Here is a 19,066-nt window from a genome sequence, read left to right on the forward strand (position 1 = left end):
CTCAGACGCCGAGCAGGCCGAGGGCCAGCGCACGGTCTACCGCGCCGGTTCGGGAAGACACCCCGAGTTTGCGGTATATGGACCCGACCTCCGTGCTCACGGTGTTGCGTGATACGAACAGTCGCGCCCCTATCTCCGGAACCGTGAGGTGGGTCTGCAAATAGGGCAGCAGGCGTAACTCGGCAGGGGTCAAGGGTGCGGTTCCCTGGCCCTGTGCACCGACTGCGTCGATGATCGCCCTGAACAGAGAAACCTCGGCGACCAGGCTTCCAAGTGCCGGTCGATGGATCACGATGTCGCCGATTTCGCGCAGCAGATGTTGAGCCGAAGCCTGATCACCCATCGCGAAGTGAGTCTTGGCGAGACTCAAACGCGCGCGCACGGCCAGTGCTGGGCTGGCGTAGCCGCAGAACTGGCGGGAGCGCATAGCTCGCGTGAGTTCGCGCTTCGCCCCGGTCAGGTCACCCCGGTGCAAGGCCAGCCTCGCCGAACCGGCGAACGCCAACACGGAAATGGCGTAATCCATCAGCCGGTGCCGCTCGAGCACCACGAGTGCGTCCTCGGAGAGTCGCGTCGCCTCCACCCAGTTGCCCTTGTCCATCGCGATCGCCGCCCGTTCGGCGTCGGAGAGTACCTGTACGTCGTGATTACCCGTCGTGGCTGACAGGCCGGATGCCTCGTCGAAAAGCGCGGCAGCGCATTCCACGTCCCCGATCAACAAGTGCGCTTCCCCGCTCAGGCACACCGCCTGGTCGCGCCAGACACTCCAGGGTGGCTCCTGCGACACACTCAACGCCGCGTCGGCCAACGCCCGGTCCGGTCCGTGCGCGCACATCATCGACCGCAGCATGGCCCGGGCAGAATCAAACGATGCCGTGCCGTCTGCCGGCGGGAGGTCGAACGATGCCGTCTCGATCTGATGCATCCGCTGGTCGGCCTCGCCCGACTGGCCCGACATTACCGCCAGCCAGCCGGCGAGCACGGACAATGGCGGGTAGCCGGCCACGGCGTCCTGGCCGAGCGCCGCGATCCAACGCCGCACTGTTTCGAGTTGGCCGGCCTGGTAGGTCGGCAGGGCGATCTGGGTGACCAGACGCACGCAGCGGTCACGTTCCGAAACGGCGAGAAGATGCTCAACCGCCAACGCGGGCGCCAGGTGGGCTTCGTACCAGTCTGCCGCTCGAAGGTGGAGATGCTCGATCATGCCCGGTTCCACGCGCCGCAATTCGGCCCGGAGAAACTCGCCGAACAACGAGTGATAGCGGTACCAGCCGCGATGGCGATCGAGGGGAATCAGGAAGACATTGGATGTTTCGAGCTCGCGCAACAGGATCTGAGACCCGTCAGCTCCGATCACGGCGTCGCAAAGCTCTGCACAGAATTGCTCGAGCACCGCGGTACGCCGAAGAAAGCTCTGTATGTCGGCCGACAGTCCCGTCAGGGACTCCCGGTAGAGGTAGTCGGCCACGTACCTGTCGTCACCAGTGACGCCTACCGTGCCGTCGGTGCTCTCGCTCGCGATGACGGCCGCCAGGACAAGACCGACCGGCCACCCTTCAGTGCTCTGCACAAGAGCCTCCGCGGCGTCTCGGTTCAGATGGATGTCGGCCTCAGCGAAAATGTGTTGCGCGCCCTCGGCATCCAGGGCCAGGTCGTCGACGCCGAACTCGATCGTCTCGCCGGCCGCACGCAGCCGCGGAATGTGCGGCTGTTCGATCCGGCTGGCCGCCACCAGCTGCGAGTGGTGGGGAATTCCGGCGATGACAACTCCCAGCACATCGTGGCACGCCGGTGAGCTGAGCTCGTGCAGGTCGTCGAGCATGAGCACGAACGGCTCGCGGCTGGCATTCAGCGCTGTGGCGAGCCGCGGCGCCGCGCGGCCGAGCACTGAGATGGCGTGCCCGCCCATGTCGTCTATGAGCGACCTGTCAGCGCCGGTTGCCCGCACGAAAGCCGACGAGAGCAGGGACAGCAGCGTTGCCGGGTCGTCGTCGAAACGATCCAGTGACACCCAGGCGACGGGTCGGTTCTCGGCTGCCGCCCATTGCGACAGCAGTATCGACTTGCCGTAGCCGGATGGCGCGCTGATCGCGACCACACGGCGTCCACTCCGGCGTCCTTTGCTGATGAGCGCACTGCGGCTGACGAAGCCGCTTCGAGGTGGCGGACTCGCCAGTTTCGTTTCCAGCAGCAGCTGATCGAGGTTTACCGGTTTGAGGGCTGCGGCACGAGTTGTCCCGGGCACTGTCGCAGCATAGAACCCGACACTGGGGACCGCAACGCTACCGGTGGCCGGGGGACGCGTCGCAGGAGGTGCGCACCGATATCCGGCCGGGCGCCGGTCACGCCCCAGGGACCGGAGCCTGCGGCTGCGATGAGATCTGAACTGGGCCCGGCAGGAAGGTGACTACTCCCGCTCGGTAACGGGCGCCGCGTGGCGGCCTGTGCGGGTGAGCGCGCCATCGACGATGTGCAGGATATGGTCCGCTGATCCCTGAACGGCCTGGTCGTGGGTGGCGATCAGCGCCGTCGCCGACTCGGCGTGCACCACGTCCCGAATCAAGTCCATGATCGCGACCCCGGTTTGCGCATCGAGCTGGCCGGTGGGTTCGTCGGCGATGAGCAGCCGCGGCGAATTGGCGAGTGCTCGGGCAATGGCCACGCGCTGCTGCTGTCCGCCGGAGAGCTGGTCGGGCCTGGACCGACCGCGACCACCCAGCCCCACCAGGTCGAGCAGATGTGCGACGCGCGCCTCCCGACGGTCGGGGTCTTCGCGCCGCAACCGCAGCGGGAGGCCCACGTTTTCGGCGATCGAGAGGTGGGGGAGCAGCCCGAAGGTCTGGAAGACGAACGCCATTGAGTCACGGCGAATCGTCGTGCGCGTCACCTCATCGCGGCCGGTCACGGGTTGCCCGTCGAGAAGCACGGAGCCGGACGTGGGCACATCGAGTCCGCTGACGCAGTTGAGCAGTGTCGTCTTTCCCGACCCGCTCCTCCCGGACAGCGCGACGATCTGCCCTCGTGGAATGCGGAAGGACACGTCCCGCAGTGCGGTCACATCTCCAGCCGACGTTCGGAAGGTGCGGGTGAGGTTCTCCACCAAGAGCACGTCATTCATCGGTCCTCCTCCGCATCCGGGGTGACGCCGTGCTGCGGCCACACCCCGACATGGTCGTCCTCGAGCGTGAGACGCACCCGGTCGCCCAGCCGCAGGGCTTGGCGGAAGTCGCCCGGCAGCTGCAGCCGGCCGACACGGTCGAGCACCGCGAATTCTTCCGCCGACGAGGTGGAGACGCCCTCTGCATCGGACTCCTCCCGGCGCAGGGTTTCGGAAGAGATTCTGCCGTCGCGGATGGCCACAGCCCGGCTCACCTGACCGGCCACGGTGGCGTCGTGGGTGACGATCACCACCGTGCAGCCGAAGGATTCGTTGACGGCGCGCAGGGCTGCGAACACCTCTTCCCCGGTGCGGGCGTCGAGCTGGCCGGTCGGCTCATCTGCCAGCAACACTCGCGGCGAGCCCGCCAGTGCGACGGCGATCGACACTCGCTGCTGCTCGCCCCCGGACAGGTGCGCGGGCCGGCGGTCGGCGCGGTCGGCGAGGCCCATGACTCCCAACAGCTCGGCAGTCTTCGCCGCCCGCTCGCGTCTGCCCGCACCGGCCAGGGCGAGAGGAAGGGTGACGTTTTCTGCGGCGGTGAGGTTCGGCAGTAGATTTCGCGACGACTGTTGCCGCACGAAGCCCACGGTTGACCGCCGATACCGCACGAGTTCCTGGCCCCGCATCGTGGTGAGGTCGTGTCCCGCCACGCGAGCACTCCCGGCCGTCGGAACGTCGAGCCCCGACAGGATGCCGAGCAGCGTGGACTTGCCAGACCCCGACGCGCCCACAATGGCGAGCATGTCACCCTCCTGAACGAGAAGATCCAGGCCCTGTAAGGCCTGCACCTCGACACCGCCGCCGCGGAAGACCCGCATCACGGAGTCGCAGGCGATGAGGGCTCCCGCTCCGAACTCGGCCGCTGTGCCGTGAGAGAGTGCGCTGGTGAGCGTCATGTGTCTTCCCCTGTTCGCAGGATGTCGGCCGATCTGACCCGACGGGAGAGCGGAGTATCGATGGCGACGGCCAGTCCGAGGGCAACCGTCGCGGCGGCGACCACCGCCAGCGGTAGCCACGCTGAAACCACCAGCGGAGCGTCCCCGCCGGCCAGAATGTCAGAGCCGAAGGCACCGCCCGCCAGGGTCAGCACCACAGCGGATGCGAGGCTCCCGCCCACCACGCCGCTGATCACCAACGGCGCGAGCTCTCCGACGGCGAGAGCGATGCCCGCGCGCTTGGGCACTCCGAGCGCGCCGAGCAGGGCCAAGACCCGGCCCCGTCGCCGGACGCCGATGACCGTGGTGGTGATGAGGGCGAGCAACGCGAGCAGCGCGGTACCGAGGAGCGACAGCGAGGTGGCCGAGGTGACGCCGGCGACGAGCACGCCGTCACGGAGCTGCGCGAGGACGTCGCTGCGCAGAACGATCTGCTCTGCCTCCTCCACCGGTCTCGCCACCTGGTTGGCGCCACGGCCGATCGCCAGCACCGTCTCCACGGTGGCAGCCTGCCCGTCAGACTCAGCGGCCGCCGCCGGGCTGGCATTCGCATCGAGGTACGCGTCGAGACGCGCTCGATCGAGAACGGCCGTCGGCTCGGTCGCGGTGACCGATCCGATCACGGTCACCGGCACGAGCACACCGTCGATGTCGAAGGTCGCACCGTCACCGCCCGCCAGCGCGGCCACGCGCTGGTCGGCGAGCATGGGCACGGGGTCCTGGGCTGCGGTGGCCGCGCCCTGCGCCAACAGCTGCCGCACGGCGAGGGCGTCCGGGCTCGGCTGCGCACCGGGCAGCGCGGAGAGCAGATGGGCATAGGAGTCGTCGACGGCGAGCAGGGTCACGCTATTCGTGGCGGAGCGGCCTTCCAGCTCGACGCCACGGCGGTAGAGGACCGCCGCTGCTGTCGCTCCGGCGTCCGTGAACTCACGCACGAGCCCGGCCGGATCGGGTGCCCCCTCGATGCGAACGTCCGCGCCGACGGTTCGCCACGACGCCGACTCCTGACCGGCGGCGACGGTGGTCAGGAGCACCTGCGAGGTGACCGCAACGCTCACGGCGAGGGTCAGGGCAACGAGCGTCACCAGTGCGCGACCGTCACGTGCGCTCGCGCCTGCCAGAAGTGTGGCCGGTCCGCGCGTACGAGCCGTGAAGGCCGAAGTGAAGCGAAGCACCACTGCGGGCAGCGGTGCCAGCGCCAGCGCCACCACGGCCGCGCACAGCACCGGAGCGACGAGGGACAGGGGGTCGATGTCGCCAGCCACCCTGACTGCGCCCGACCGCAATGCCACGACGGCGGTGACCGCAGTGACGACCAGCGCCGACACGCCGGCCACTCGGAGGGCACCCGCGCGTCGCATCGACCGCGCGCCGAGGGCGTGGCCCAGAGAGCCCGCCACCGGGGTGATGGCGAAGATTCCGGCCGCGACCGCCAGCAGCAGTGCGGAGCCGGCGTGGAAACCGAGCAGCGCCGCGACGGCGATGCCCAGCGCCGTGCCGAGCAGCGTCACCGGGATCGATTCCGCGGCCGCGTGGATCACGATGAGCGGGAGCGATGCTCCGCGCGAGCGCAGGAGTTGAGTCTCGAATTGCCGTCGGCGCGTCAACGCAGTGCTGGCAAGCACCGTGACCAGAACCGCGACACCGAGCAACCCGGCCGCCAGCGTCGACAGTTGGGCCCGCGCCGCCGCGGCGGCGGCCGGGAACCACTCCAGCGCCCGCTCATAGTCGCTCGACACGGCCACGCTGACGGGAGAGGCTTCCGTCAGGCTCGCCGCCGACGTTTCCAGAGCATCAATGCTGTCTTGCACGTCCGTGAATCGATGCAGATCGAATCGGGAGGGATCGAATGACACGCGCAGCGTGCCGACGGCGGTCGAGGGGAAACGCGCCGAAACGCGGTCGAATGCGGCGGCATCCGTGAGAACCGTGAATCTCTCGCCGGTGTGCGCCCCGCGGGAGGTCAAAGTCTGCGGATCCCAGAGCCCGGGCAGGTCGGTCCAAGCCTGCGCGGCGGGGTCGATGGGGGCGACCACCGCCACGACCGTGAGCAGAATGTCTTCGTCTGATGACGCCTCGCCGACGGTGAAACTGTCGCCGACGGCGAGGGCCGTGTCGTCGGCCGCAGCCGACGACACGACGATCGGCAACGTATCCACGCTCTGCACAGGGCCGGTGCTCGCCGCCGGCAATGCGCCGCTGACCACCTGGAACTGAGACGTGCTGGCCGGATCGAGAACGCCGACCCGCACTCGCGCGGTGCCGAACGTGCTCCGACCATCCACTTCGGGTGCGAGGATGCCGACGCTCACCCGCGACACCACCTCGGACAGAATCGTCGGCAAGCGGTCGTGGACCTCGGTCGAGTAATCGAGCAGTCGCTCAGAGGTGGTTGGATTGTCTCCCGCCGCGTTTCCCGTCGTGGCGAGGAGACGCAGGTCCGCGTCAGTTCCGGCGGCGGCGACGGCCTCCCGGACGGCGCTGTCGAGGGTGGTATCGATGTGCGCCGGCACCGCCACAGCGAGCATGGCCGTGATGGCGATCAGGGTGGTGATACCGGCAACGGCAACCAGATCGGTGCGGACCCGCCGGAGCACGAGCACCGCGGACGCCCCGACAGCGTCGACTTCGTGTCTGAGCCGGCCCGCGCGTGTGCCTACGGGGGAGCGGCCCCGTTGCCGGGTCATCCGTCTGCTCCGGTGCGCAACAGGTCGGAGAGCGGCAGCCGCCGCTGCCCCACGGCGATGCCGAGAGAGATGACCGCCAGAACCACCAGCAGCCCGACCGGAAGCAGCGTCACCGCATGCCAGGGGACGACGAGGGCGCTGGCCGTCGCGCCTCCGCCGGACGCGATCCGGGGGCCGACGATCGCGAGAGTGGCCACGCCGCCGGCAATTCCGACGACGATGCCGGCTGCGGCGATCGCGAGATTGTCGACTGCGGAGATGCCGACCATTCCGCGGCGGGAGAGACCGACCGCTCGCAGTTGGGCGGCCTCCAGTCGCCGGGACCGGCTGACGGCCGCGGCACGCGCACCGAATCCCGTGAGGGCGAGTAGAACGCTGGCCGCCGCCGTGACAAAGGTGGCCGCGAGGATTTCCGCACGCAGGGGCGCCTCGAGCATCCGCTGGGCGACGTCTGCGGTGGCGATGACCGACGCATCTCCCGACGCTGATTCGCCTGCTCGCGCGTCCGTCAGCCAGAGCTCATCGACCAGGGGGCCGGTGGCCGAACCCTGCACAAGCTGGTGGGCAAAATCGCGGCCGTTCACGACGATTGTCGTCGCGCTCCGGGGGAGCGAGGGCAGTCCGGCCTCGAGGGCCCGAAGATCGTCAGCCGTCGCGGCCGCCGGCACAGCAGCCGCGCCACCGAGCATGGTGAAGGTCACCGTTGCCCCGCCGAAGAAGCCGGTCAGTCTGGCACCCGCCCCCACGTCGAGGTCGTCGGCCAACGCATCCGGTATCACGGCGCCGACGGGCGCCCGCGGGTTCCACCCGACGGCACCGAAGGTGATGGGCGCCGTGCCCAGCTGGGCTTCTGTGGAGAGACGAATCGTGGAGTCGGTCACCGTAACGATCGGTTGCTCCAGGAGCGCGTCATCCACCGACCCGAGCCACCCTCCGGCGTCTCGTACCGACACCGGCTCACCGAGTGAGCCGTCCTGGTGCACGGCGGTCAATCCGGTCACCGCCAGGGCAATGGACACCGGGTCGGGGAACGTCGCGGCGTCCCGCACCTGCATCGTGACGGCCACCAGCCGTGTGGCGTCGTCGTCTCCGATCAGGGGAAAACCGTCGGCAGAAGCCACAGCGGTAGTGCCGGCGCGTACGGTTCCGAGCGGCACAACAGTCAATCCACCGGCACGGTCGGCCAGAACCATAACGATCTCTGCCTCAACGCTGTCGGGCGCGGAGAGCGTGACCTCAGCCCGCATCCCGGCAGTGCCGGTCGGCAGCGACGGCCCGGTGTCGTCCGGGTCGGTGCCGGCCAGCTCCGTCGTTATCGCCGAACCTCCGGCTGCCGCGACGGGCCCACGATCCAGCAGTGACCGGGCCCGTGCGTCTGGACCGAGCACCTGAACCGCCAGTGCGGGTGAGTCAGCCGGTGCATCGCCATAGACCTTGCGCAGCAGGGTATCCCGCCGGAGGACCGGCGCCGCGTCGTCGCGGGTTGCGGCGCCGGAGTCCGGCGCGATCCGGGCTGGCACGCCGACCGCGACCGCGCTGGTATCGCGCACCGCCTGCTGCCAGGTCGCTGCCGTTCCCAGGACCACAACCGACGCTCCCACCGCGAGCGCGATGAGTGTGATCCCAGCGGATCGGCCGGGACCGCGGGAGGCGAACCAGCCGGCCAGCGGTGCAATGGCGCCACGACTGCGCCCGGCCAGGGCGGCGATCGGATGCGCTGCCGTTGCGGCCAGGCGGCTTCCGATCAGAGCGGTAGCGATGAGCAGCACGGCCGGGGTCACGGCGAGGAGGATGTCTCCCGGTACGGGGTCAGCCGCCGTTGCCCGCCAGACCAACAGGCCGGACAAGACGACGACGGTGGAACCGCCCGCGACGGCGACCGTTCCGGCCGGCATACTGCCGAGCAGGCGACGCGGGAGGGACGCTGGAAGGCACAGCAGTCCCGCCACGGTGACGCCGACCACGGCGGCGACACACCAGGTCCACGGTGTGGGTGCGACCCATGGCTCAAGACCCACCGCGGAAAGCGGCGGGACTCGCACCACGATCGCGTGCAGCAGGACCCCGCCCCACGGACTGACCGCGGTGATGATCACCGCGACGACAAGGGCGTCGAGCGTGACAGCGGCCGCGGTTTGCAGCGACGATGCCCCGCGCGCGGTGAGGAGTTCGAGTTCGCCCGCCCGCGCGACGATGAGCAGGCGCGCGACCGCGGAGGCCGCCGCGGCGGCCACGACGAGCAGGATGAGCGCGATGATCAGGGCCACCTCTCTGGTCGCGGTGAGGCCTGCACTCACATCGGCCAGGGCCGCTCTGATCTCCGTGTCGATGATCAGAGTGCCGTTGGGGAAGGAAATGCCTTGCGCGATGCCCGTCTCGGCGTCGTCGACCCGGTTCTGCAATGGTCCCAAACCGGCGACGTCGATCCCGGTGAAGGTCGGGTGCTCAGTGGCCTCCAGTTGTGCCGGTGAGATCTTGGACGCATCCACCCCGCCTCGGGCCACCAAAAGGGGGCCGACGGCATGAACCGGATTGAATATTTGTCTGTCGGGCTCCGGAAAATCGGGGTCGTCGCCTGACGCGGCGAGCGGGTCGTTCTCCCAGAACACGCCGGACTCGGGGTGTGCCAGGTACAGTCCATCGACGCGCAGCGCGACAGGGCTATCGTCATTGCCGGCAGCGAATATGTCGCCGACGCCGAGCCCGAGCGAGCGGGCCGCGGCCTGAGGCAGGGCCACACTCGTGGGGGATGTCGGCCATTGGCCGTCGGTGAGAGTGGCAGCGACGGCAGGATCGTCGAGCTCCGCGAGATAGGCGTACACCCCATCGGTCGTCGTCACCCACCCACTGGTCACCCAGCCGCTACTCGACCAGTCGACGCCCGTTCCGAAGGCCTGCTCGGTTGCCCGGTCTATGTCGGTCCGGGCTTCGGTGACCGGACTAGAGGGGTTGACGACGCGCACGGTGACATCAACACGATCCGCGGGCATCGACGCGAGACCGGCTCGAACACCGGCTTCCTCAGCGGACTGCACCAGGAGCAGCGAGCCGGTCAGGACGGTTCCCGCGATCACGGAAACGGCCAGGACAAGGGCGAAGAGTTTGGATTCGGCTCGCCATCGCCGGAGTGAGAGGGCAATGAGCCACGCGTGCAGCGACCCGGAACGGGAAATTGCCCTTCACCTCCATCAGTGAAACGCAGGCGGCAGCGCTGCAAGATGACTCTATCGGCCGGACCGGCCAACGCCTCGCCGGGTGCCCGCCCATCCCGAGCTCGCTCAGTGCCGCAGCTGCGCCTCTGTGGTCGTGTCCGGGTCGCCCTCGACCGGCACCGTCTCGGCCTGGTCGAGGTACTGCGCCGAGATGCGGCGGTACGACTTGGTGAAGAACGCGGCCACGGCCGCGAGCACCATCAGGATGCCTGCGACGAGGAAGACGAGCGCGATGCCCCGCGCCTGGCCGTCGCCCAGCAGCCAGCCGAGGCTCTCGCGGCCGGCATCCGAGTTCATGAACGGGATGATGATGAACTCGGCGATCGGTGCGATGAGGAACGCGGTGACGGGGGCCGCGGCGGACTCGAACGCGGCGGCGAACCCGAACACGCGGCCCTGTTCGCGGAATGGCACCACCTTCTGGATCACCGTCTGCTCCGACGCTTCGACGGCCGGGATGAGGGTCATGTAGAGCCAGATGCCCGCGGCGTAGAGCCACCACCACTCGCGGATCGTGAACAGCGCCCCGAGCACGCCCATGAGGATGACAAGCACCAGCATGGTGCGGATCGGGTTGTGGCCGAGCCCGAATTTCGCGATCAGCAGGCCACCGATGATGAACCCGGTCGACGTGACTCCGAGCACGATTCCCCACACCTCGACCGGGAAGAGCTCCAGGCCGTAGGGGTCCATCAGCGCCATGTAGACGCCGCCGATCAGATTGTTGAAGGTGGAGAAGATGATCAGCGCGAAGAGCCCGGTGGCCGCCCGCACCGCCGTGATACTGCCGCGCAGGTCCACGAGCGGGCGCCGCTCACCATCCTGGTGCGGTTGTTCCTCGGGGATGCGCAGGAACAACAGGTGCAGCAGAGCCGCCGCCGAGAGCGTGATCGCGATCACGAGGGTCCACCCCATGCCCAGCAACCCGATCGCCAGCCCGCTGAAGACGCTGGTGACCATGAAGGCGAGCCCCTGCACGGTGCCGACGAGCCCGTTGGCGTTCGCGTGCCGGTCGACTGGGATCAGCAGCGTCACAACCGTGGACAGGGCGATGTTGCGCATGTTCTCGATCACCGCGCCGAAGAGGATGATGCCGCTGAACAGCCAGAACCACGGCCCACCCAGGTCGAGCAGCGTGGACTCCGGGAACACCAGGAACAACCCACCGCCGATGCAGAAGGCGACCAGGGTGACCGCGCCCGCGAACACCATCACCAGATGCTTACGATGCCGGTCCACGATGGTGCCGAACGCCATCGAGAACACCGCGACGAGCAGCATATATGCGCCGCCGATGATGCCGGTGGCGAGCACGGAGCGTGTCTCCAGGTAGACCCAGAATGTGAGCGCGAACCAGAGAAAACTCGTCGTGACGTTGGCGACAGCCGTGTTCACCAGCACCTGCGCGAAGGTGCGTGCGCCACCGGGCGGTGGTGCGGTGGGAGGCGCGGATGCGTCGGGCGCCTCGTCTGCTCTGCTCATGTGTGATCGTCCCCTCGTGGTGCCAGAGTCGCCGTCGAGCTCTCGAACCGCTCGGAGCGACAGCCTGAGCCAAGCGGAGACCACTGACATTTATTGTATTGAGACAACGTCAACATGTCGCCCTATGCTCGTCGCAACGAGAGGATGGACTCGATGACTGGCACCAATCGGCCCCGTCTTTCCCCTCCGCTTCCACGGATGACGGGACGGGACCCCCAACAGTCGCATCGCGCGGCGACGCCACTCGAACTGCTTTTCGACCTCACCTTCGTCGTCGCTTTCGGCCAGGCCGGCGACCAGCTCGCCCATGCCCTCGCCGAAGCCCATACCGCGTCGGGAATCCTCGCTTTCGTCTTCGCGGTGGCGGCGACGTGTTGGGCCTGGATCAACTTCTCCTGGTTCGCATCGGCGTATGACACCGACGACTGGTTCTACCGGCTCTCGACCATGGTGCAGATGATCGGCGTCGTCGTGTTCGCCCTCGGAATCCCGGTGTTCTTTACGTCACTCGAACACGGCGGCCACGTCGACAACGGCGTGCTCGTCAGTGGCTACGTCGTCATGCGCGTCGCGCTGATCGGCCAATGGTTGCGCGCCGCGGCCCAGGACCCGGAACATCGCGGGACCGCGCTGAGGTATGCGCTGTTTGTGGGCGTCGCTCAGGCGGGGTGGGTCGCTGTGGCGATGCTCAGCCTCGATGTCGTACCGTTCTTCCTCTGCGCTGTTGTGTTGTTCGCTGTCGAGCTCTTGGGCCCAATTCTGGCTGAGCGCCACTCGTCCGGGAGCCCCTGGCATCCCCACCATCTCGCAGAGCGGTACGGGCTGCTGGCCATCATCACCCTCGGTGAGGGCATCTTCGGTACCGTCGCGGCGGTGTCGGTTCTGGTGCAGGAGCAGGGTTGGAGCGGTGAGGCTGTCATCGTGGTCATTGCCGGCGTCGGCCTGACATTCGGGCTGTGGTGGACCTACTTCACCATGCCCTCGGGCCGAATCCTCGCCCGGTTCCGGTCGCGGTTGTTCGCCTGGGGCTACGGCCACATTGCGATCTATGGTTCGATCGTCGCCGTCGGTGCCGGTCTGCACGTCTCTGCTTACGTCATCGAGGGCAACTCCAGTATCGGAGTCGTCGGGGCGATCCTGGCTGTCGCGGTCCCCGCACTACTGTTCTCCTTCACCATGTTCACCCTCTACACACTTCTGCTGCGCACCTTCGACCCCTTCCATATCGCGCTGTTTGCCGGCACCGCCCTGCTTCTCATCGCGGCGATCCTGTTGGCGCTGGCGGGTGTTTCACTAGGCGTCTGCCTCCTCGTCGTCACCTTCTCACCCGCCGTTGTGGTGGTGGGATACGAGATCCTCGGGCGTCGCCACCAAGCCGACGCTATGGGCCGCATCCTGAATGACGGCGCCTCCTGAACTCGCCGCCCCCACCATCCGGTAGTACCGTCTCGACATGTACTTACGAGCCCACGAACGAAAGGACTTCCATGCTGAGGCAAGTCGCAGAGGGCGTGCTGGTGCACGAGAGCGAGTTCATCCAGAGCAATTCCGTGGTGGTGCAGGGCCGGCACGGGGTGCTGCTGATCGACCCCGGCATCACTGTGGCCGAGATGGTGCACCTCGCGAATGACCTGCGCGAGCTGGGCCAGCCCGTCGTGGCCGGATTTTCCACCCATCCCGATTGGGACCACCTGCTCTGGCACCCCGACTTCGGTGACGCGCCCCGGTACGGTACCGCCCGCTGCGCGGCCTCCATCCAGCAAGTGCTCGCCCAGCCGGACTGGAAGGAGCAGGTCGCCGAGGGGCTGCCGCCGGAGCACGCCGATGACATCCCGATGGAGTTGCTCGGCTTGATCACCGCGCTGCCCGACGGCGCGGCGCGGCTCCCGTGGGACGGGCCCGAGGTTCGACTCATCGAGCACCAGGCGCATGCGCAGGGCCATGCGGCGCTGCTGATCGAGGAGCGCGGTGTGCTCGTGGCCGGCGACATGCTCTCGGACATCCTGATGCCCTTCCTCGACCTGCAGGCCGCCCACCCGGTGGACGACTACCTCGAAGCCCTGCGACTCTTCGACGGGGTGGCGGCCAGAGTGGAGGTAGTCATTCCCGGCCACGGCTCCGTCGGCGACGCCGGCCAGCTGCGAGTCCGGATCGATCAGGATCGCGCGTACGTTCAGGTCCTGCGTGACGGTCGCGAGCCCGACGACCCCCGGGTCGGCCCCTCGGCGCCGTTGGATTGGCTGCCCGATGTGCACCAGTGGCAAGTGCAGCGGCTCGCCGGCACCCGCGGGCACGACGAGGCATCCGGCTAGCCCGGAGAAGCGCACCCAGGCAGGCAAACGACCCGGGCGTTCGGCGCCACGTGTCAGCACAGGATGCAAGCTGCGCTGGTCAGGACCTCTACGGGGTGAGGCGCGGCCACCAGCCCGCCACGTTGCGCCGGTAGTCGAGGTACTGCTCGCGGTGCCGATCCACGCGCGCACCGACGACGTTGGCTGCGTCATGCGGGTCAGGCTAGTCCGATCGGTCGCGGGGAGCGCGCGGGAAGGCTTGCCGTCTGCGATTATGGGGCCATGGTCTCCACCCCGGGAAACGATCGCGCCGTACCGAACCTGCCCTCCCGAGACTTCGACGCGACGGAAGCTTTCTACACCGCCGTTGGATTCGAGCGAGTGTTCCGCGATGCGGGCTGGATGATTCTCACCCGGGGCGGCCTTCAGCTGGAGTTCTTTCCCGCGCCCGACCTCGACCCGTATTCGAGCAGTTTCATGTGTTCGCTGCGCGTCGCCGACGTCGATGCGCTCTACGCCGCGATCCGCCGGGCCGGGGTGACCGAAGGCACCGTCGGGATGCCGCGCCTGCACCCGGTGCGAATGCAGGAGTGGGGCCTGAGGGCCGGGTACCTGGTCGACCTGGACGGGACGCAAATCGCGCTCATCGAACAGCGGTTCTGAGCGCTCAGCCGGACGCGCGCGGTGTGAGTTTGCGAAGTGCGCTGGCCTTGTGCGCGGCCTCGGCGCCCGTCTTCTCGCTTCTCACGATGAACGCCGGCTCGGCCGTCGAGGCCCGAAACCGCTGGCCGGCGAACTCGAAGTCGCTGGTCTTCTTCTCGATCACGACACCCTGCGTTCGTCCCTGAGAAGTGGCCCAGCTCACCCGGTCGCCCACACTGAGGTTTGTCATGCCTGCAGGATACGCACGATTGTCAGTGCGCGACGGACTCTGCCCGGCCGCGCGTACGAAGGCGCGAGATCCCCGTGACGATGAGCACGACGATCAGGCCGAGAACGAGGCCGAACACGGCCGACATCGCGGTGTCGGCGATCCAGACGACGACGGGACCGGCCGCTTCAATGGCGTGCGTCACCACGTGCAGCAGGTCGTACGGGCCGTGCCAGAACGTTTCGGCGAGGTTCGCGATCACCAGGTGACCGCCGACCCACAGCATCGCGACCGTACCGATGATGCCGATCAGCCGGAAGACGGCGGGCATCGCACGCACAATCCGCGCGCCGGTGCGGCGCACCCGGCGCACCGGGTTCTTCATCAGCGCCAGCCCCATGTCGTCGATCTTGACCAGCAGGGCGACGGCGCCATAGACGAGCGCCGTCATGCCGAGGCCGATCACGACCAGCGCACCGAGCGTCATCCAGATGCCGAAGTCGGGATCGAGGCTCGCCAGGGCGATGAGCATGATTTCCGTGCTCAGGATGAGGTCGGTACGGATGGCGCCGAAGATCAGCTTGCCCTCGTCGCGGGCCTCGGTCTCCTCGGCGGCGTGATGCAGACCGAACCATTCGGTCACCTTTTCCGCGCCCTCGAAGCAGAGGTAGGTGCCACCGAGGATCAGCAGGAACGGCAGCACCCAGGGCGCGAATGCGGAGAGCAGCAGGGCGAGCGGGATGATGATGATGAACTTGTTGAACAGGCTGCCCAGGGCGATCCGCCAGACGACGTAGAGCTCGCGCGCCGGCGAGAGCCCCTGCACGTACTGCGGGGTGACGGCCGCGTCGTCGATGACAACGCCGGCGGTTTTCGCGCTCGCCTTGAGGGCCGCGGTCAGAATGTCATCGACAACGGCGAGCAAGCCGACCGACATGTGTACTCCTCGGGTGATGCGTCGTCCTCGGGCTCGGCGACGGCAGTGTTGTATACAGTACAGCGCGGCCCCGGCGGGAAATCGCTGTGACCTGCCGGCGACCAGGCACCGGAATAATACTCGGGGAGTGCGGACTTTCCCGGGTGCCGGACCTAGCCGGTGAAGGCGGCGTAGTACTTCTCGGCCTGTCGCGCGGCCGTGATATGCGCCTTGTCGGGAGTGGTCGCGAAGGCGATCCGCTCTGAGGCTGTGACGTCAAGTCCGAGCTCGGTCACCAGCCGGAGCAGCTCGGAGACGAACTGCTCTGACTCGAAGCTCTGCAGCACGTCGATGGAGATGACCTCTGCCGCCGAGATCATGTTGAGGATGAGCCCCGTGCTGCCGCTGCTATAGAGGTGCACAGAGTCGACGTGCTCGCCGCACTCGCCGAACTGGAGCTGGCCGAGGTAGCTGATGACGAAGGTGTCAATGCGGAGATCGTCGAAGAACGACAGCATCTGCTTCTTGGCGGCGAGCGTCGGCAGCTCGTCGAGTTTGTCACTCAGGCCGATCTGACTGTTCGCGGCACGTCGAACCGCATCCGGCTGCCGCTGTGTGGCAATGTCCTCGCGGTACCTGGTCGCCTGCTCGGTGAGCGGCAACCCGGCAAGCTCCTCGGTGTACGGCAGGTACAGGCTGCTGACGCAGTTCTTGTGCGTGTTGGTCAACCCCAGTTCCGCGCGCATGTCGCTGGCGAGGCTGCAGACGATGGGCTTGTCGGCGTCGGGATGCAGGTTCTTGATCGCCGTCGAGGCCAGCAGCGCCACCAGGATCGCCGGGGTCGCGTTGTTCTGCTTCGCCACCGCCAAGAACCGGGCACGGTCGATGCTGATCTCGTGCCGGTAGTAGGCGCTGACCTCGTCGGCATGCTCCGGCAGCACGAAGCCGTCCTTGATCACCTGCGCGGCGGGCGTGTCGCCGACGTCGTACCGGGAGGCTCCGAAGGGCTCTTCGGTCTCACCGGGGAGGAGCGGTTCGCCAGCGAGCCGGATTCCGGTGGAGTCGAAGACCCGGTGGTATCGCAGCGAGCAGTAGTAATGGATCAGGGTCTCCAGGAACGGGGTGATTCCGCGACCGTCGCAGAGCGCGTGGTGAAACGCCACCCGGATGCTCGAACCCGTGTAGGTCACATCGATGAGGTGATAGTTCACACTCATGCTGCCCAGTGCGCGGAGCTTCGTGGTCTTGGCGAACGCCACCGACAACGGATTGTCGGCGAGATAGAAGTCCCCGTTCTTCTCCACGAGCTTGCTCCGCAGGTAGGGGTACCGCTCCAGGGCCGTCTCCAGCGCTCGCCGCAGCAGATCGCCGCGCACCGTGTCTTTCATGCGCACGTCCAGCACGGTGCTGCGCAGGCCACCGTCCCGGTAGAGATAGGCCTGACCCGAACGGATCTTTCTCATGGTGTTGTCTTTCTGCAGGTTCATAGCTCCATCCTCCACAGCGGCGGCAACCGGCGAATCGTCTCGCCGCACCGCCTTCGGCTACTGCGGTTGGACTACCCGGCGTACGACCTCACCGCGAATCGGCATTTGTATACTGTGCGCATGGCAGCGCCGCAGATCTATCTGACCTTTCCGGGAACGGCGCGGGAAGCGCTCGGCTTCTACGCGGATGTTTTCGGTGGAGAACTCTCCCTGCACACCTTCGAGGACTTCTCCCGAACCGACGGGCCGCCGGGTTCCATCGCCCACGGAGTGCTCACCGGAATTATCGACCTGTCGGGCTCGGACGCGGCGGACGGTGAGAGAGGTTTTCGGCTCGAGGGCATGCGGCTGTCGCTGTTGGGCGCAGCCGAGCCCGCGATTCTTCACGGGTGGTTCGACAAGCTCGCCGACGGCGGCACAGTTGTGGATCCCCTCGGGCCGAAGCCGTGGGGTGCCTCCGATGGCCAGGTGATCGACCGGCACGGGCTCCTCTGGCTGATCGGTTACGAACCCGGAGCCTGAAGAACACCCGCCCGCGGCGGCGCCACAGACCTGCGGCTAGGGCCTGTTCCTCCGGGGTGCTTCGGCTTACTGTGTGCGGTGCCGCCCCGGCAGCATCCGTCTCGGTCGAAGGGAACTACCGAACATGCGCGCTAACGTCATTCTCTTTTGGATCCTGGCCGGATTCTTTCTGCTCTCCACCGTGGTCTACACGGTGTGGAGTTGGATCTTCAACACCCAGGAGCTGGCCACCAAGTCCAGCGCCGGGCCGGGCGCCCCGATCGAGTGGGTGGGCACCGTGGCCCTCGGCCTCTGCGCGGTGCTGGCGGCGTTCATCGCGTTCTATCTCGGTCGGGTGCAGGCCGCGCAGGGCGGGGTCTTGCCCGAGGACAGCGTCAATGCGAACATCGATGACGGTGACCCCGAAGTGGGCTTCTACAGCCCGTTCAGCTGGTGGCCCATCCTGCTGGCCGCATCGGCCGCGCTACTCTTCCTGGGCCTTGCCGTCGGCATCTGGATCTCCATCATCGGCGTCGGCATCGGCGTGATCACCCTGGTCGGCTGGACGTACGAGTACTACCGCGGCTTCTTCGCCCGCTGATCCGCCGCCGGCACGCGCTGATCGGCCGGTATCCGCGGAACCCAGCAGCGCACGGTGTCACGGTACCGGCGGAACTCGGCGCCGAATCTGGTGCTGAGGTCGGCTTCTTCGTACGGCCGGATGACGTAGTTCCAGACCAGGGACCCCGCGAGGGCGTAGGCCACGACCAGCCAGGACGACAGGATGAGGCCGACCGCGACGCCCTGCACGATGCCGGCGATGGCCATCGGGTTGCGCACCCAGCGGTACGGGCCGGCAATGACCAGGCTGTTGGGCATCGCCGACGGCAACGGTGTGCCGCGGCCGAGCGTCGACATCACGTAGGCCGACCACAGGCCGAGCGCGCTGGCGGCGCCGAGAATGACAACACCGATGGGCCCGAAGAACGCCGGAAACTCGACCGCGAGCGCCCAGCGGTGTTCGAGTGCGGCAACCAAGACCGGAATCACGACCAGGCACAGCCCCCAGAACACCACGATCTGGGCGCTCGTGGTGGCCACGTGAGTCGCCGTACTGGAGCGGATGGCCGCCGGCCGGAAGGCGAACGGACCACTGACCACCCAGGCCGTCGGTACCCGGCCGAGCACCAGGAGGCAGAGCGCGACCACGGAGCCCGCGGTGGCCGCAGCCATCACGAGCACGCCCCACCCCGCTGCCGTGCTGACCGTGGCGTAGACCGCCAGCAGGGCGGTGACGAACGCCGTCCAGCCGGTGGCGAGAACTGCTGCGCTCCGAATGCCGAACGCGGCGAGAACGGATGCTCCGACGAACAGCGGAACGTCGGCGACGGCGACCAGGACCGGGTCGAGTCCACCCAGCGTCGTCGTGCGCACGACGGGCACCGTGAAGACGGCGATCCACCACAGGACCCCTGCCGCCGCCTGCACAGCGAAGTATCTCTGCCCCCATCGCATGTGCTCACC

The 19,066-nt window shown here is 67.7% G+C and carries 15 protein-coding genes; 5 read left to right on the forward strand and 10 right to left on the reverse strand.

Translation table 11 applies throughout. The features are described 5' to 3' along the window. Position 1: 1 nt before the first annotated feature. From CTB96_RS10380 to CTB96_RS10405, 6 genes are all read right to left on the reverse strand, one after another. Positions 2–2,245 (reverse strand): winged helix-turn-helix domain-containing protein, encoded by a 2,244-nt coding sequence (locus tag CTB96_RS10380; protein ID WP_110126842.1) that lies wholly within the window; start codon positions 2,243–2,245, stop codon positions 2–4. Positions 2,246–2,407: 162 nt separating this feature from the next. Next, complete coding sequence (locus CTB96_RS10385) at positions 2,408–3,118, reverse strand: ABC transporter ATP-binding protein (RefSeq protein ID WP_110126843.1); 711 nt, start codon at positions 3,116–3,118, stop codon at positions 2,408–2,410. Then, complete coding sequence (locus CTB96_RS10390) at positions 3,115–4,056, reverse strand: ABC transporter ATP-binding protein (RefSeq protein WP_110126844.1); 942 nt, start codon at positions 4,054–4,056, stop codon at positions 3,115–3,117. The genes CTB96_RS10385 and CTB96_RS10390 overlap by 4 nt, the downstream gene beginning before the upstream one ends. After that, positions 4,053–6,698 (reverse strand): FtsX-like permease family protein, encoded by a 2,646-nt coding sequence (locus CTB96_RS10395; RefSeq protein WP_110126845.1) that lies wholly within the window; start codon positions 6,696–6,698, stop codon positions 4,053–4,055. The genes CTB96_RS10390 and CTB96_RS10395 overlap by 4 nt, the downstream gene beginning before the upstream one ends. Before the next feature lie 80 nt (positions 6,699–6,778). After that, on the reverse strand, positions 6,779–9,856 hold the full coding sequence (locus tag CTB96_RS10400) for a hypothetical protein (protein ID WP_110126846.1): 3,078 nt from the start codon (positions 9,854–9,856) through the stop codon (positions 6,779–6,781). A 204-nt stretch (positions 9,857–10,060) separates the two neighbouring features. Beyond that, positions 10,061–11,476 carry an MFS transporter gene (locus tag CTB96_RS10405; protein WP_110126847.1) on the reverse strand — a complete coding sequence of 472 codons (1,416 nt, stop codon included), beginning with the start codon at positions 11,474–11,476 and terminating at the stop codon, positions 10,061–10,063. A gap of 198 nt (positions 11,477–11,674) precedes the next feature. Between CTB96_RS10405 and CTB96_RS10410 the strand changes: the two genes are divergently transcribed. From CTB96_RS10410 to CTB96_RS10420, 3 genes are all read left to right on the forward strand, one after another. Further along, positions 11,675–12,892 carry a low temperature requirement protein A gene (locus CTB96_RS10410; RefSeq protein ID WP_110126848.1) on the forward strand — a complete coding sequence of 406 codons (1,218 nt, stop codon included), beginning with the start codon at positions 11,675–11,677 and terminating at the stop codon, positions 12,890–12,892. Positions 12,893–12,963: 71 nt separating this feature from the next. Continuing rightward, a complete protein-coding gene (locus CTB96_RS10415) occupies positions 12,964–13,788 on the forward strand; it encodes an MBL fold metallo-hydrolase (protein ID WP_110126849.1) in 825 nt (274 codons plus the stop codon). A gap of 261 nt (positions 13,789–14,049) precedes the next feature. After that, a complete protein-coding gene (locus tag CTB96_RS10420) occupies positions 14,050–14,430 on the forward strand; it encodes a bleomycin resistance protein (RefSeq protein ID WP_110126850.1) in 381 nt (126 codons plus the stop codon). 4 nt (positions 14,431–14,434) lie between these two features. Here CTB96_RS10420 and CTB96_RS10425 read toward each other — a convergent pair whose 3' ends face one another. The 3 genes from CTB96_RS10425 to CTB96_RS10435 form a co-directional block, all read right to left on the reverse strand. Further along, a complete protein-coding gene (locus CTB96_RS10425) occupies positions 14,435–14,659 on the reverse strand; it encodes a hypervirulence associated TUDOR domain-containing protein (protein WP_110126851.1) in 225 nt (74 codons plus the stop codon). Between the two features lie 22 nt (positions 14,660–14,681). Next, positions 14,682–15,575, reverse strand: a complete 894-nt coding sequence (locus CTB96_RS10430) for a DUF808 domain-containing protein (RefSeq protein ID WP_110126852.1) — start codon at positions 15,573–15,575, stop codon at positions 14,682–14,684. Positions 15,576–15,727: 152 nt separating this feature from the next. Further along, positions 15,728–17,041, reverse strand: a complete 1,314-nt coding sequence (locus CTB96_RS10435; protein WP_110126853.1) for a hypothetical protein — start codon at positions 17,039–17,041, stop codon at positions 15,728–15,730. Positions 17,042–17,161: 120 nt separating this feature from the next. Here CTB96_RS10435 and CTB96_RS10440 point away from each other — a divergent pair, with 120 nt between their 5' ends. Together CTB96_RS10440 and ctaF are read left to right on the forward strand one after the other, a co-directional pair. Continuing rightward, the gene (locus CTB96_RS10440; RefSeq protein WP_110126854.1) at positions 17,162–17,563 is read left to right on the forward strand and encodes a VOC family protein; all 402 of its coding nucleotides are present in this window, start codon (positions 17,162–17,164) and stop codon (positions 17,561–17,563) included. 124 nt (positions 17,564–17,687) lie between these two features. After that, entirely contained in the window at positions 17,688–18,143 is a 456-nt protein-coding gene (gene ctaF / locus CTB96_RS10445) for an aa3-type cytochrome oxidase subunit IV (RefSeq protein ID WP_110126855.1), read from the forward strand. On the opposite strand, the gene CTB96_RS10450 is transcribed toward ctaF, so the two are convergent. Beyond that, a complete protein-coding gene (locus CTB96_RS10450; RefSeq protein ID WP_110126856.1) occupies positions 18,119–19,057 on the reverse strand; it encodes a methyltransferase family protein in 939 nt (312 codons plus the stop codon). The genes ctaF and CTB96_RS10450 overlap by 25 nt on opposite strands. Positions 19,058–19,066: the final 9 nt, after the last annotated feature.

The organism is Cryobacterium arcticum (genome assembly GCF_003185895.1).
Lineage (GTDB): Bacteria > Actinomycetota > Actinomycetes > Actinomycetales > Microbacteriaceae > Cryobacterium > Cryobacterium arcticum.